We start from the raw sequence: 12,535 nt of genomic DNA on the forward strand, positions 1-12,535 counted from the left end.
ATATCCGCCTGGTCTTGCTCAAGTAAATGAGAACTATTATTATCTGGTCTCATCCGCTTCCCATCGCGCCCGCTTTTCGCCTCATGTCTCCCATCAACGTCCGCCGCTGGTCCTGGATCCACAAGTGGAGCAGCCTGGTCTGTACCGTCTTCATGCTGCTGCTGTGCCTGACCGGCCTGCCGTTGATCTACCACCACGAGATCGGCCACCTGCTCGGCAACGACGTCGAGGCGCCAAGCATGCCGGCGAACACGCCGCGCGCGGACCTCGACCGGGTGATCGCCGCCGGCCAGGCCCTGTATCCGAACAAGATCATGATGTACATGTCGCAGGAGCTGGACGAGCCCGCGATCTGGAACCTGACCCTGGGCAACCACCCGAACGACGAACAATTCAAGTCGATCGCGATCGACGCCCGCACCGCCAAGTTCATCGCCGAGCCGCCGATCGAGGGCGGCGGCTTCATGTCGCTGATGTTCCACCTGCACGTCGACCTGTTCGCCGACATGTGGGGCAAGCTGTTCCTCGGCTTCATGGGACTGCTGCTTCTCGTGGCGATCGTCTCCGGCGTGGTGCTTTACGCGCCCTTCATGCGCAAGCTCGATTTCGGCACCGTGCGCCGCGGCCGCACGGCGCGCCTGAAATGGCTCGACATGCACAACATGCTCGGCATCGTGACCCTGGTGTGGCTGCTGGTGGTCGGCACCACGGGCGTCATCAACACGCTGTCCGACGTGCTGCTCAAGGTCTGGCAATTCACCGAGATCGCCGAGATGACCAAGCCCTACCAGGGCCAGCCGGCACCGACGCGGCTGGCGTCGATGCAGACCACGATCGCGCGCGCCGAAGCCGCTGAGCCGGGGATGAAGGTCGGTTTTGTCGCCTTCCCGGGCACGCCGTTCGCCAGCCCGCACCATTACGGCGTCTACATGCACGGCGACCAGGCGCTGACCTCGCGCCTGTACAAGCCGGTGCTGGTCGATGCCCAGACCGCCGAGATCACCGACCGCCGCAAGCTGCCGTGGTATCTGACCGCGCTGCTGGTCTCGCAGCCGCTGCACTTCGGCGACTACGGCGGGGCCGGCCTGAAATTCCTGTGGGCGCTGCTGGACCTGGCCACCATCGTGGTGCTGGGTAGCGGCCTGTATCTATGGCTCAAGCGCGGCCGTGCGGCAAAGGCAGCTGCCAGGCAGGCGGCATCCGACAACGCCGGCCGCGCCGCGCCGGTGCTGGCGCGCGGTCATAAACTGTAATGAGCAAATGTCGATGAAGACCAACCGCGCCATCTGGGCCATGCCGGTCGTGCTCGGCCTGCTGACGGTCGCCGGCCTGCTGGTCGCGCTGGTCGGCGACGGCGTCTGGGACCTGGTCTCGGTGGCGGCGCTGGCGGTGCCGGTGCTGGTCGGGTGCTGGCACGCCTTCAAGCCTGCCAGGTCGCCGCATTGAATTTAATCTTCTGCTAAGCATCGGCCCGGCAATACCGCGTATAACTCGGTGCAGCCCCAATAACGAAGGAGAGCCGCGGTGAAAAACTGGGTACGCAACAACAAGATGTTCGTCGCCTTCCTGGTCCTGTTCGGCGTGCTGCGCACCGCGGTCGCCGACTGGAATCCGATCCCGTCCGCCTCCATGCATCCGAACCTGCTGGAAGGGGATGTAGTGCTGGTCAACCGCATGGCCTTCGACCTGAAGGTCCCGCTCACCGACATGGTGCTGGCGCGCCTCGGCGAGCCGGAACGCGGCGACATCGTCACCTTCCGCTCGCCGCGCGACGGCACGCTCCTCATCAAGCGCGTGGTGGCGCTGCCCGGCGACGTGGTCGAGATGCGCAACGAGCGCCTCTACATCAACGGCAAGGGCGCCGACTACAAGCTGGTCGAGGAATCGATGGACACCGTGGCCGGCACGGCGCTGCGGGCGGTGCAGCTGGCCGAGATCCTCGACCCGGCCCACAGCCACGCCCTGGACCGGCGCCTGCGTCACATCCAGCTGATCCCGGGCGTGGTCGCGCCGAACACCTTCCCGCCGGTGACGGTGCCGCAAGGCCAGTACCTGATGCTGGGCGATAACCGCGACAACAGCGCCGACTCGCGCGTGATCGGCATGGTGCCGCGCAAGCTGCTGGTCGGGCGCGCCGAACGGGTGCTGGTCTCGGCCGACTACCAGGGCAACTGGATGCCGCGCACCGAGCGTTTCGGCATGTCGCTCTACAATCCCTGAACCGCTGCCGGACCCGGCGGACGGATTGTCGATACAATCTCGTCCTTCGGTCTTGCATGGTGCAGTGCCGAGCTTTTGAAAGGCATTGCAGATGCAAGTGAAAATGCAGAGAGTATTGACGGTGGTCCTGGCCTGCCTCGGCATGGTGGGCGCGCTGGCGATCGATACCTATCTGCCCTCGATCCCGGCGATCGGACGCGCGTTCGAGGTCGGGCCGGTGGCAGTGCAGCAGACCCTGAGCGTGTTCCTGTTCACGTTCGCCTTCATGATGCTGTTCTACGGGACGCTGTCCGATTCCTTCGGCCGCCGCCCCGTGATCCTGGTGGCGCTGGCCGTGTACACACTGGCGTCGCTGGGCGCGGCAATGGCGCCGACCTTCGGCTGGCTGCTGTTCTTCCGCGCGCTGCAGGGCCTGTCGGCCGGCGCCGGCTCGGTGATCGGCCAGGCCATCGTGCAGGACCGCTTTACCGGCGCCGATGCCCAGCGCATCATGTCCCACATCATGATGGTGTTCGGCCTGGCGCCGGCGATCGCGCCGATCCTGGGCGGCTGGCTGCACGTCGCCTTCGGCTGGCGCGCCACCTTCGTGTTCCTGACCCTGTTCGGCGCGGCGATGCTGCTCGCGTGCTGGAAGCTACTCGACGAGAGCCTGCCGCGCGAGAAGCGCCATGCCTTCCACGGCGTCGCCATCGCGCGCAACTACCTGAAGGTGCTGGGCCACCCGCAGTTCCTGCTGCTGTCGCTGTCGGTGGGCCTGGCCTTCGGCGGGCTGTCGCTGTACATCGGCTCGGCCGCCAACTTCGTGATGGAGATCCTGCACCTGCCGGAGACCGCGTTCGCCTGGATGTTCATCCCGCTGATCAGCGGCATGGTGATCGGTTCGGCCTGGGGCGGCAAGCGCGCCGCGAAGATGCCGGCGGCGACCCTGCGCCGCCTCGGCTTCGGCCTGATGGCGCTGGCCTGCGTGCTGAACGTCGGTTACACCGCGCTGGCCGGCGACCGGGTACAGGTGCCGTGGGCGGTGCTGCCGCTGATGGTCTACACCTTCGGCCTGGCGGTGGCGATGCCGGCGATCCAGGTCGGCGCGCTGGCGCTCTTCCCGCAGAACCGCGGTCTGGCGTCGTCGATGCTGGCCTTTATCCAGATGATGTCGTTCGCGCTGATGTCGGGCCTGGTGGCGCCGCTGCTGTTCGGCAGCGCGTTCAAGCTGGCGGTCGGGGTGACGGTGGGGCTGGTGGCGAGTTTCCTGGCTTGCCAGCTGGGGATGTTGGCGGGGCGGGGAAGGGCGGTCAACGTGTGACCTGCGGCGCGTGGACGGCTTGCCGTCCACGCGTTCATCCCGCGGTTGAATCGGCGCGGACGGTCAACGGCGGTTCTGCTTCATCGCCTTGTCGACCTCGCGCTTGGCGTCGCGGTCGCGCTCGGTATCGCGCTTGTCGTGCTGCTTCTTGCCTTTGGCCAGGCCGACTTCGCACTTGATGCGGCCGCCCTTGAAGTGCAGGTTGAGCGGCACCAGCGTGTAGCCGGCGCGGTCCACCTTGCCGATCAGCTTCTCGAGCTCGGCCTTGTGCAGCAGCAGCTTGCGGGTGCGTACGGCTTCCGGATGGCTCCAGCCCGAGACGGAACTCTGCGGACTGATGTGGGCGCCGAACAGGAACAGCTCGTCATCGCGCACGACCACGTACGCTTCCTTGATCTGGGCACGGCCGTCCCGGATCGCTTTGACTTCCCAACCTTCCAGCACCAGGCCGGCTTCGTAGCGGTCCTCGATGAAGTAGTCGAAGAACGCTTTCTTATTATCAACAATGCTCATGTAATAGCTAAAATCCGCGCGTCGGTTAAACTACTGTTGTCGCGCTTAATGTGTGTCTTTGATAAGCGCAAAACAACATCATAACAAACGGTTGACCTATGGCAGTAGTGCACAAATCAGTTTTCTTAGGGTATAGCGCGGAGCAGATGTTCGATCTGGTCGCGAAGGTTGAAGATTATCCCAAGTTCCTTCCATGGTGCAGCGGCGTGAAGGTGCAGGAACGCAGCGAGGACAAGCTGGTCGCCTGCCTGCAAATCAATTTCCACGGCGTAAAGCAAAGCTTCACCACCGCCAACCACAACCAGCGCCCGACGCAGATGAAGATGCACCTGGTCGACGGTCCTTTCAAGATGCTGGAAGCGACCTGGACCTTCAAGTCCCTGCGCGCCGACGCCTGCAAGATCGATTTCGACATGCAGTACGAGTTCTCCAGCATTATCCTCGAGCAGATCGTCGGCCCGGTGTTCGGCATGATCGCCAACACGATGGTCGATTCCTTCTGCAAGCGGGCCGAGGTCGTCTATGGCTGAAGCGGCTGACGCCGGCGGCGAGCTGCAGGTCTACGTGGTGTACGCCACCGCGCAGCAGGAATTCATCCAGCCGATGCGGGTCGCGCCCGGCACCACCATCGGCGGGGCGATCGAAGGCAGCGGGGTGCTGGCGCGTTTTCCGGACATTAACCTGGTGACGCAGCCGGTGGGCATTTACGGCAAGAAGAAGACGCTCGATACGGCGCTGCGCGAGCGCGACCGGGTCGAGATCTATCGGCCGCTGGTGGCCGATCCGAAGGATTCGCGCCGGAAGCGGGCGGCCGAGAAGGCGGCTTAGCCGCCGTCGTCAACGGCAATCCTGCAAGGCCCGGCGCGCCGCCTGCAGCCGCTTTGCCCGCTCCTCATCCGACAGGAAGTAACGCTCCCCCTTCGCATCCACCGCCGACATGCGGGTCCCGCTCGTCACCAGCCGTTCTTCCTGCCGCGCCGACGCGCAGCGCTCGTCCAGCGCAGCCTTCTGCTCGGCCGATTCCCTGGCCTTGCGCGCATCCTCTTCGCGCTTGGCCTGGCGTTCGCGGTACGCAGTCTCCTGCTCGGCCAGCGTCGGCGGCTTCGGCGTCGCCGCTGCCGTCGCGGCAGCCGATCCCGCAGCGGGAGAGGGCGCTTTGCCGGCATCGGCTGCCGCGACGGCCGGCGTAGCCGAACGCGGCATCTGCAGGATGCGCGCAGCGGGCGTGCCCGGCGGCGGCGGGCGGTCCGAGAACACGCGCGTGCCCTTTTCGTCGATCCAGGAATACTGGGCATGGGCCAGCTGGGCCAGCAGCATCAGGGCGCCCGCCAGGCAGGCGCGCCGCCAATGTCGAGTCATAGTCTTTCCTTAGGTGAAGAACCCGATTTCGCCACGTTTGCATGCGGCTGTCAATCGAAGAGTTGCTGAGGAGTATCGGGTATTTTTTGGCAGTCCCGGGATGATGGTCAAGACTTTCTGTATAATTCGCTTTTGCGCCTATAGGAAATAAACTATGCGTCTTCTTCAGAAAGCACTCACGTTCGATGACGTGCTGCTCGTCCCGGCCTACTCCAACATCCTCCCGGCCAACACGTCCCTGCGTACCAAGCTGACCCGGAACCTGTCCCTGAACATCCCGGTCATTTCCGCAGCAATGGACACCGTGACCGAAGCCCGCCTCGCAATCGCGATGGCACAGGAGGGTGGCATCGGCATCATCCACAAGAACCTGCGTCCGGCCGACCAGGCGCGCGAAGTGGCGCGCGTCAAGCGCTTCGAGGCAGGCGTGCTGCGCGATCCGATCACCGTGCCGCCGACGATGAAGATCCGCGACGTGATCGCCCTCCAGCACCAGCACGGCTTCAGCGGCTTCCCTGTGGTGGAAGGCAACAAGGTGGTAGGCATCATCACCAACCGCGACCTGCGTTTCGAAGAAGACCTGGACGCCGAGACCCGCACCAAGATGACCCCGCGCGAGAAGCTGGTGTACGTCAACGAAGAGGCGGACACGGCCGAGGCCAAGCGCCTGATGAACAAGCACCGGCTCGAGCGCGTACTGGTCGTCAACGATGAGTTCGAGTTGCGCGGCCTGATCACCGTCAAGGACATCCTGAAGTCGCACGAGCACCCGAACGCATCGAAGGATGCACAGGGCAAACTGCTGGTCGGCGCCGCCGTCGGCGTGGGCGACAAGGACAAGGAACGCGTCGAACTGCTGGTGAAAGCCGGCGTCGACGTGCTGGTGGTCGACACCGCCCACGGTCACTCGCAAGGCATCCTGGACCAGGTGAAATGGATCAAGTCCAACTTCCCGCAAGTTGACGTCATCGGCGGCAACATCGCCACCGCAGCCGCCGCACTGGCGCTGGTCGAAGCCGGCGCCGACGCGGTCAAGGTCGGCATCGGCCCGGGCTCGATCTGCACCACCCGTATCGTCGCCGGCGTCGGCGTGCCGCAAGTCACCGCGATCTCGAACGTGTCCGAAGCCCTGGCCGGCACCGGCGTGCCCTGCATTGCCGACGGCGGCATCCGCTTTTCGGGCGACATCTCGAAGGCACTGGCGGCAGGCGCCCACTCGGTCATGATGGGGTCGATGTTCGCCGGCACCGAAGAAGCGCCGGGCGAAGTCATCCTGTTTCAGGGCCGCAGCTACAAGTCCTACCGCGGCATGGGTTCGCTGGGCGCGATGGCCGAAGGCTCGGCCGACCGCTACTTCCAGGAAGCCTCGGCCAAGACCGAGAAGTTCGTGCCGGAAGGTATCGAAGGCCGCGTCGCCTACAAGGGCAGCGTGCTGGCGATCATCTACCAGATGGTCGGCGGCGTGCGCCAGTCGATGGGCTACTGCGGCTGCGCGACCATCGAAGAATTGCGCGAGAAAGCCGAGTTCGTCGAGATCACCTCGGCCGGCATGCGTGAATCGCACGTCCACGACGTGCAGATCACCAAGGAAGCGCCGAACTACCGTACGGAATAAGATCCCCGAAACGCGGCTCCAGATGAACTAAGGGCCGCGTTTTTGTATTTGCCATCGAAAAGAACATGCATTCCAAAATCCTCATCCTCGACTTCGGTTCCCAGGTTACCCAGCTGATCGCCCGCCGCGTCCGCGACGCCGGCGTGTTCTCCGAAGTCTTCCCCTACGACATCGGCGACGAGTTCGTCCGCAACTATGGCGCCTCGGGCGTGATCCTGTCCGGCAGCCACAACTCGACCCTGGAAGGCGACTCCCCGCGCGCGCCGCAAGCGGTGTTCGAACTCGGCGTGCCGGTGCTCGGCATCTGCTACGGCATGCAGACCATGGCGGCCCAGCTCGGCGGCCAGGTCGAGAACGGCAAAGTGCGCGAATTCGGCTACGCCGAAGTGCGCGCCCGCGGCCATACCAAGCTGCTGAACGGCGTCAACGACTTCGTCACCGACGAAGGCCACGGCATGCTGAAGGTCTGGATGAGCCACGGCGACAAGGTGCTGGAAATGCCGCCGGGCTTCAAGCTGATGGGCTCGACCCCGTCGTGCCCGATCGCGGCCATGGCCGACGAAGAGCGCGGCTTCTATGCACTGCAATTCCACCCGGAAGTCACCCACACCACGCAAGGCGAAGCCATCATCGGCCGCTTCGTGCACGAGATCTGCGGCTGCAAGAGCGACTGGAACATGCCGGACTACATCGGCGAAGCGGTCGAGAAGATCCGCGCCCAGGTCGGCACCGATGAAGTCATCCTCGGCCTGTCCGGCGGCGTCGACTCGAGCGTGGCCGCAGCCCTGATCCACCGCGCCATCGGCGACCAGCTGACCTGCGTCTTCGTCGACCATGGCCTGCTGCGCAAGGACGAGGGCAAGATGGTGATGGACATGTTCTCGAAGAACCTCGGCGTAAAAGTGCTGCGCATCGACGCCTCCGACCAGTTCATGGGCCACCTGGCCGGCGTGACCGATCCGGAGCAGAAGCGCAAGATCATCGGCCGCGAGTTCGTGGAAGTGTTCCAGGTCGAGTCGCAGAAACTGACCAGCGCAAAATGGCTGGCACAGGGCACGATCTATCCGGACGTGATCGAGTCGGCAGGCAAGGGCAAGAAGGGCCAGACCATCAAGAGCCACCACAACGTGGGCGGCCTGCCGGAAACCCTGCACCTGAAGCTGCTGGAACCGCTGCGCGAACTGTTCAAGGACGAGGTGCGCAAGCTGGGCGTGGCGCTGGGCCTGCCGCACGACATGGTCTACCGCCACCCGTTCCCGGGTCCGGGCCTGGGCGTGCGTATCCTGGGCGAGGTCAAGCGCGAGTATGCGGACATGCTGCGCGAGGCCGATGCGATCTTTATCGAAGAGCTGCGTCATACGCCTTTCGTTGCGCCGATGGTGCCGGGGATCGATGCCGGCAAGGCGCCGGTGAACTGGTACGAGGCGACGTCGCAGGCCTTTGCTGTGTTCCTGCCGGTGAAGTCGGTGGGTGTGATGGGTGACGGGCGTACCTACGAATACGTCGTCGCGCTGCGTGCGGTGCAGACGCTCGACTTCATGACGGCGCAGTGGGCGCATCTGCCGCATGAATTGCTGGGTAAGGTGTCGAACCGGATCATCAACGAGGTGCGCGGGATCAATCGCGTTGTTTATGATATTTCGGGGAAGCCGCCGGCGACGATTGAGTGGGAGTGATTCCAGACTCGGCAATAGCTGGCAAACTCGAGCATTCGAGATGAACTAAGCCCCTGATTTCAGGGGCTTTTTTCTTTTTGGACTGGCAGAGGCCGGCATGTTCAGGCAGCCAGAAGCACGATAATTTGATGGCATCGACAATGGTGTCACGGCAGCCGGGTACCATCTCTACCTGTCGGTACCATCTTTCCCTACTGCACCTGATCATGGTACCGGATTCGTCTAACCGATTGAATCTTCAAGAAAAAGTGACGTCAAAGTTGGCGTCTCCAACCATGGTATCGAGGTTCTCATGCTCACCGATGCGACGCTGCGAAACCTGAAGCCCAGAGACAAGGGTTACAAGGTTTCAGACCGGGACGGACTGTACGTCTACGTTCTAGCCTCCGGAACAATTTCATTTCGCTACAACTACGCTATTAATGGAAGGCAGGAGACCCTGGTACTCGGACGGTATGGGCCGGGTGGTCTGAAGCTGGGCGAGGCAAGGGAACTGCTGGCGGAGGCGAAGAAGGCCCTCGCAGCCGGACGTTCTCCGGCGCGACAAAAGGCCAATATCCGCGAGCGCCGAAAGGACGAGAATACGTTTGGACAATGGGCCGAGGAATGGCTTGAACGCTACATGATGGCCGAGTCGACTCGGGACATGCGCCGTTCGGTATACGAGCGAGATCTCAAGAAGCCGTATGAGAAGCTTAAGCTGGACGAGATCACGGAAGAAGAACTGCGCCGGCTTTGCGATCGCATCGTGGCACGAGGTGCGCCGGCGACTGCTGTCCAGGCGCGCGAAATCGTCATGCTTGTGTTTCGATACGCACGCGAGCGAGGGCAGAAGGCATTGAATCCGGCCGACGAAATTCGTCCAAGTTCGATTGCACGGTTCCAGCCGAGGGAACGCTCGCTGACTTCGGAGGAAGTTCGTCTAGTGTTCTATTATCTGGAGAAGGTCGCGACGAGTGCGACGCTGCGTCTCGGAGTAAAGCTCCTGCTCCTGACGATGCTTAGGAAATCGGAGATGGCGGAGGGAATGTGGACCGAAGTTAATTTTACCGATCGGGTATGGACGATCCCAGCTTCTCGAATGAAGCGTCGGAATCCGCACAATGTCTATCTGGCCGAGCAGGCTCTCGACATTCTGATTGCGTTGCGAACGTGCGCCGGTGCTTCTCCCTATGTTTTTCCGGCTAGGTACGATGGAGACCAGCCGATCAGCAATGCGACGCTGAACAGGGTGACCACGGCCGTTCTGGAAGAGGCACGGAAGGATGGCGTACCCCTGGCCCATTTTACGCCGCACGACTTCCGGCGAACCGCATCGACGACGCTGCATGAGGCCGGATTTCAATCAGACTGGATCGAAAAGTGCCTGGCGCACGAGCAGCGTGGCGTTCGTGCCGTTTACAACAAGGCCGAATATGCGGACCAGCGTCGTCACATGATGCAGGCATGGGCTAATTTGATCGATAACTGGACAGGTCGTTCGCTTTAGTACCGGGCTGCGGTTGCTGTACCCCGGCAGTCTGCTGCCGTGCAATCCACTCGTCGACTTCAGCGAGATCCCATACGACCAGACGCCGCGTTACCGAAAAGCGCCTTGGAAATTCTCCGCGCTTTTCCATGTCAAGAATAGTGCGCTCGCACAGCGGTACTTTTTTCAGAAGCTGCTTACGATTGATTACTACCCTACCCAATGGCATTACATTTTTGTTGGAAGGTATAGCATTCATTTCTATATCCTAACTGGGTTGGTATTAGGATTACTTTGCACCTGCACGAAGACAAATGCAATAAGTGGTCGCCTGACTTTCATTCATGATCAATAAATTCGCTGGAACTTATTGAATTTTGTCGATCGATCTCTATTGAGCAAATAGATGAACAAAGTCACACATAACCATGGCTATCCAGCACCTGCTGCATGTTCGCACCTTCCCATGAACTTGGCCGGGTATTTGTCATCGCCGCGTCCTCGGCAAGCATGGCAAGCAAGCGAGGAACATCCAGTTTCCCATGCGTTGTCGCACCGTCACGACTGCCTTCGGATAAGTTGCAGTTGGCGACGACCGCTTGCAGATTGACGTAGGTGTCATGATCAAAGGCGAGCGCAATTGCGACTGGAGCATTCATAACGACGCCCGGGTTCGTAGAAAGTGAGCTTTCCTTGAGGTGAGTGTTGAGTTGATTCCGTCGGTCGGAAACAATTTCTTCGGTATCCATTTTCGAAAGACCAAGGTGGACGCGATCGCTCTTTACGGCGTCCGATTTTGAAAACAGGAAATCAACTACGGGATCGGACCTGTATTCGACTTCGTCAGGAACCTCGTCATCGAACACAAGAGCGCCGTCCAGAGTGATTGTTATTGTTCCGTCAGGGTCGCATTCCTGAAGCGCTGCAATCAGATCGCCGATTCTGGTGAAAGTAGTCATCGATGCCTCCGGTTTCTGGATTAGGCGATGTCGCAAAACTTCACGGCGGCATCGCCTGATTTCAAATGGAATTGCGAAACGGGAAGTTCCCGGCTGAATCAGTGCTTCAGCAGTTTCATTTGTTCGGCGAGTACCCACAGAGCCCGGTTCAGCCTGATGTCCTGGTCAATGCCGGTGACAGCACGCGTGGTAATACGACGGCCATTCGCCGCTCGGCCCTGCACGCCGCCTTTCAGCATCCTTTCCTGGACACGATTGAAGGTCTTCCACAGGTCATTGCCGACATCCTCGCGGCGATTCGGTACAAGGATCTGTTGCTCGGTAATCGGTGCCATTTCGGTTTGCGGGTCGTACTTCAGCGCCAATGCGGCATGCGCAAAGGCCAGCTGGTCGCCTTCGTTCAAGGGCAGGGCCTTCATGCCATCGATCTGTCCGTTGATCCGTTCGAAATCGTTGACCACGCGAAACGCGCCTTCGATCACGTTGTCGACGATGTTGCCCTTGTGCGGAACCCGTATGTCGTTCAGCGTGTCGCCGCACACCATCCCGTTGCAGCAGACGAACCGGAAGGTACCGGCCAGCATCTGGTAGCTGCTGGTGCCGTCGTGGGAGTTCAGCAGGATGATCTCGTTCGCCTCGTTGCTGTCTATCTGCCCGGCATAGCGCAGGCGAAGCATGTGCTTCGTATGTTCGCGCTTGCTTTCGTCCCGGCAACGGGCCTGGCATGCCATAAAGGGCATGAAGCCTTCGGTGCGAAGCTTTTCTAGCACGTCGATGGTCGGGATATAGGTGTAGCGCTCCGAGCGGCTGTCGTGCTTTTCGGTTGCGAAGATCGACGGCGCCACGCCGGCGATTTCTTCATTGGTGAGCGGCTGATGGGACCGGACCGACGTGTGGCCACGGCCAAAACGCGTTGCGAGTTTCATGTCAAATCTCCCTAACGTTCGTTAAACAAGATTCAGAAACCATGCAGCTGGTGAAGCGACGTTTATTCTGTCTTCGACTGCTCTTCCGATAAATTGAGTAAAGGTCTTTTAGACCTAATCGATTTGGCATGGATCAAAGGCTTTGGCGGGTCGATCAAACCCGCTTCGAGCAGCATCAGGCGCCAGATCGCATAGTCGATCTGGGCATGGGTTTTCGCAGTTAGGGGAGAAAGCCAGCGCCTGACCGCGCGGCCGTCCTTGACGCCTACAAGTCCCGCCAGCTGCTCGGCCGTCGTGCCAAGCAGCTGCATGACTGCCCGGATCTCGTCTGGCGCCGGCGGGCGGTATCCAGAATCAGTGTATGGCAGGAGCGTCGCATCTGGCAGCGATGCTGTGCTGTCGCACATGGCTTCGCGGACCAGCCTGTTTTCTTTCGACGCTCCGCTGCCCGGCACCTTGTTCATGGCTACCTCCTTTCGGTCAATTGCGTTTAACTTCA

The 12,535-nt window shown here is 61.5% G+C and carries 15 protein-coding genes; 9 read left to right on the top strand and 6 right to left on the bottom strand.

The window, feature by feature from the left end:
- Positions 1-83: 83 nt before the first annotated feature.
- From FBX97_RS24685 to FBX97_RS24700, 4 genes are all read left to right on the top strand, one after another.
- Positions 84-1,253, top strand: coding sequence for a PepSY domain-containing protein (locus FBX97_RS24685; RefSeq protein WP_141837700.1), 1,170 nt, complete (start codon positions 84-86; stop codon positions 1,251-1,253).
- Positions 1,254-1,266: 13 nt separating this feature from the next.
- Positions 1,267-1,446 carry a hypothetical protein gene (locus FBX97_RS24690; RefSeq protein WP_141837702.1) on the top strand — a complete coding sequence of 60 codons (180 nt, stop codon included), beginning with the start codon at positions 1,267-1,269 and terminating at the stop codon, positions 1,444-1,446.
- Positions 1,447-1,524: 78 nt separating this feature from the next.
- The gene (gene lepB, locus FBX97_RS24695) at positions 1,525-2,220 is read left to right on the top strand and encodes a signal peptidase I (protein ID WP_141837704.1); all 696 of its coding nucleotides are present in this window, start codon (positions 1,525-1,527) and stop codon (positions 2,218-2,220) included.
- 103 nt (positions 2,221-2,323) lie between these two features.
- Positions 2,324-3,520: a multidrug effflux MFS transporter gene (locus FBX97_RS24700; RefSeq protein WP_141838136.1), complete on the top strand. Its 1,197-nt coding sequence runs from the start codon at positions 2,324-2,326 to the stop codon at positions 3,518-3,520.
- Positions 3,521-3,583: 63 nt separating this feature from the next.
- On the opposite strand, the gene smpB is transcribed toward FBX97_RS24700, so the two are convergent.
- Entirely contained in the window at positions 3,584-4,033 is a 450-nt protein-coding gene (smpB, locus tag FBX97_RS24705) for an SsrA-binding protein SmpB (RefSeq protein WP_141837706.1), read from the bottom strand.
- A 98-nt stretch (positions 4,034-4,131) separates the two neighbouring features.
- Between smpB and FBX97_RS24710 the strand changes: the two genes are divergently transcribed.
- Together FBX97_RS24710 and FBX97_RS24715 are read left to right on the top strand one after the other, a co-directional pair.
- Entirely contained in the window at positions 4,132-4,563 is a 432-nt protein-coding gene (locus tag FBX97_RS24710; RefSeq protein ID WP_141837708.1) for a type II toxin-antitoxin system RatA family toxin, read from the top strand.
- On the top strand, positions 4,556-4,861 hold the full coding sequence (locus FBX97_RS24715) for an RnfH family protein (protein ID WP_141837709.1): 306 nt from the start codon (positions 4,556-4,558) through the stop codon (positions 4,859-4,861). Before FBX97_RS24710 ends, FBX97_RS24715 begins: the two co-directional genes overlap by 8 nt.
- 9 nt (positions 4,862-4,870) lie before the next feature.
- On the opposite strand, the gene FBX97_RS24720 is transcribed toward FBX97_RS24715, so the two are convergent.
- Positions 4,871-5,392: a DUF4124 domain-containing protein gene (locus FBX97_RS24720; RefSeq protein ID WP_141837711.1), complete on the bottom strand. Its 522-nt coding sequence runs from the start codon at positions 5,390-5,392 to the stop codon at positions 4,871-4,873.
- 154 nt (positions 5,393-5,546) lie between these two features.
- Between FBX97_RS24720 and guaB the strand changes: the two genes are divergently transcribed.
- The 3 genes from guaB (at position 5,547) to FBX97_RS24735 (ending at position 10,172) form a co-directional block, all read left to right on the top strand.
- On the top strand, positions 5,547-7,007 hold the full coding sequence (gene guaB, locus FBX97_RS24725; protein ID WP_141837713.1) for an IMP dehydrogenase: 1,461 nt from the start codon (positions 5,547-5,549) through the stop codon (positions 7,005-7,007).
- 65 nt (positions 7,008-7,072) lie between these two features.
- On the top strand, positions 7,073-8,683 hold the full coding sequence (gene guaA / locus FBX97_RS24730) for a glutamine-hydrolyzing GMP synthase (protein ID WP_141837715.1): 1,611 nt from the start codon (positions 7,073-7,075) through the stop codon (positions 8,681-8,683).
- A 292-nt stretch (positions 8,684-8,975) separates the two neighbouring features.
- Positions 8,976-10,172: a site-specific integrase gene (locus tag FBX97_RS24735; RefSeq protein ID WP_141837717.1), complete on the top strand. Its 1,197-nt coding sequence runs from the start codon at positions 8,976-8,978 to the stop codon at positions 10,170-10,172.
- On the opposite strand, the gene FBX97_RS24740 is transcribed toward FBX97_RS24735, so the two are convergent.
- The 4 genes from FBX97_RS24740 to FBX97_RS24755 form a co-directional block, all read right to left on the bottom strand.
- Positions 10,135-10,410 carry a helix-turn-helix transcriptional regulator gene (locus tag FBX97_RS24740; protein WP_370457341.1) on the bottom strand — a complete coding sequence of 92 codons (276 nt, stop codon included), beginning with the start codon at positions 10,408-10,410 and terminating at the stop codon, positions 10,135-10,137. The two genes, FBX97_RS24735 and FBX97_RS24740, sit on opposite strands and share 38 nt — an antisense overlap.
- 157 nt (positions 10,411-10,567) lie before the next feature.
- Positions 10,568-11,110, bottom strand: a complete 543-nt coding sequence (locus FBX97_RS24745) for a hypothetical protein (protein WP_141837719.1) — start codon at positions 11,108-11,110, stop codon at positions 10,568-10,570.
- A 98-nt stretch (positions 11,111-11,208) separates the two neighbouring features.
- Entirely contained in the window at positions 11,209-12,036 is an 828-nt protein-coding gene (locus FBX97_RS24750) for a DUF932 domain-containing protein (RefSeq protein WP_141837721.1), read from the bottom strand.
- A 62-nt stretch (positions 12,037-12,098) separates the two neighbouring features.
- Positions 12,099-12,500 (bottom strand): hypothetical protein, encoded by a 402-nt coding sequence (locus FBX97_RS24755; protein WP_141837723.1) that lies wholly within the window; start codon positions 12,498-12,500, stop codon positions 12,099-12,101.
- Positions 12,501-12,535: the final 35 nt, after the last annotated feature.

Origin of the sequence: Herbaspirillum sp. SJZ107 (assembly GCF_006715485.1) — a bacterium.
Taxonomy (GTDB): Bacteria; Pseudomonadota; Gammaproteobacteria; order Burkholderiales; family Burkholderiaceae_D; genus Telluria.

What these genes read in the sequence shown, in the direction of transcription:
- FBX97_RS24685 (WP_141837700.1), top strand. Translation starts at nt 84, where the DNA reads ATGTCTCCCATCAACGTCCGCCGCTGGTCCTGGATCCACAAGTGGAGC.
- smpB (WP_141837706.1), bottom strand. Translation starts at nt 4,033, where the DNA reads ATGAGCATTGTTGATAATAAGAAAGCGTTCTTCGACTACTTCATCGAG.
- FBX97_RS24710 (WP_141837708.1), top strand. Translation starts at nt 4,132, where the DNA reads ATGGCAGTAGTGCACAAATCAGTTTTCTTAGGGTATAGCGCGGAGCAG.
- FBX97_RS24735 (WP_141837717.1), top strand. Translation starts at nt 8,976, where the DNA reads ATGCTCACCGATGCGACGCTGCGAAACCTGAAGCCCAGAGACAAGGGT.
- FBX97_RS24700 (WP_141838136.1), top strand. Translation starts at nt 2,324, where the DNA reads ATGCAGAGAGTATTGACGGTGGTCCTGGCCTGCCTCGGCATGGTGGGC.
- FBX97_RS24755 (WP_141837723.1), bottom strand. Translation starts at nt 12,500, where the DNA reads ATGAACAAGGTGCCGGGCAGCGGAGCGTCGAAAGAAAACAGGCTGGTC.
- guaB (WP_141837713.1), top strand. Translation starts at nt 5,547, where the DNA reads ATGCGTCTTCTTCAGAAAGCACTCACGTTCGATGACGTGCTGCTCGTC.
- guaA (WP_141837715.1), top strand. Translation starts at nt 7,073, where the DNA reads ATGCATTCCAAAATCCTCATCCTCGACTTCGGTTCCCAGGTTACCCAG.
- FBX97_RS24750 (WP_141837721.1), bottom strand. Translation starts at nt 12,036, where the DNA reads ATGAAACTCGCAACGCGTTTTGGCCGTGGCCACACGTCGGTCCGGTCC.
- FBX97_RS24690 (WP_141837702.1), top strand. Translation starts at nt 1,267, where the DNA reads ATGAAGACCAACCGCGCCATCTGGGCCATGCCGGTCGTGCTCGGCCTG.
- FBX97_RS24720 (WP_141837711.1), bottom strand. Translation starts at nt 5,392, where the DNA reads ATGACTCGACATTGGCGGCGCGCCTGCCTGGCGGGCGCCCTGATGCTG.
- FBX97_RS24715 (WP_141837709.1), top strand. Translation starts at nt 4,556, where the DNA reads ATGGCTGAAGCGGCTGACGCCGGCGGCGAGCTGCAGGTCTACGTGGTG.
- FBX97_RS24740 (WP_370457341.1), bottom strand. Translation starts at nt 10,410, where the DNA reads ATGAATGCTATACCTTCCAACAAAAATGTAATGCCATTGGGTAGGGTA.
- FBX97_RS24745 (WP_141837719.1), bottom strand. Translation starts at nt 11,110, where the DNA reads ATGACTACTTTCACCAGAATCGGCGATCTGATTGCAGCGCTTCAGGAA.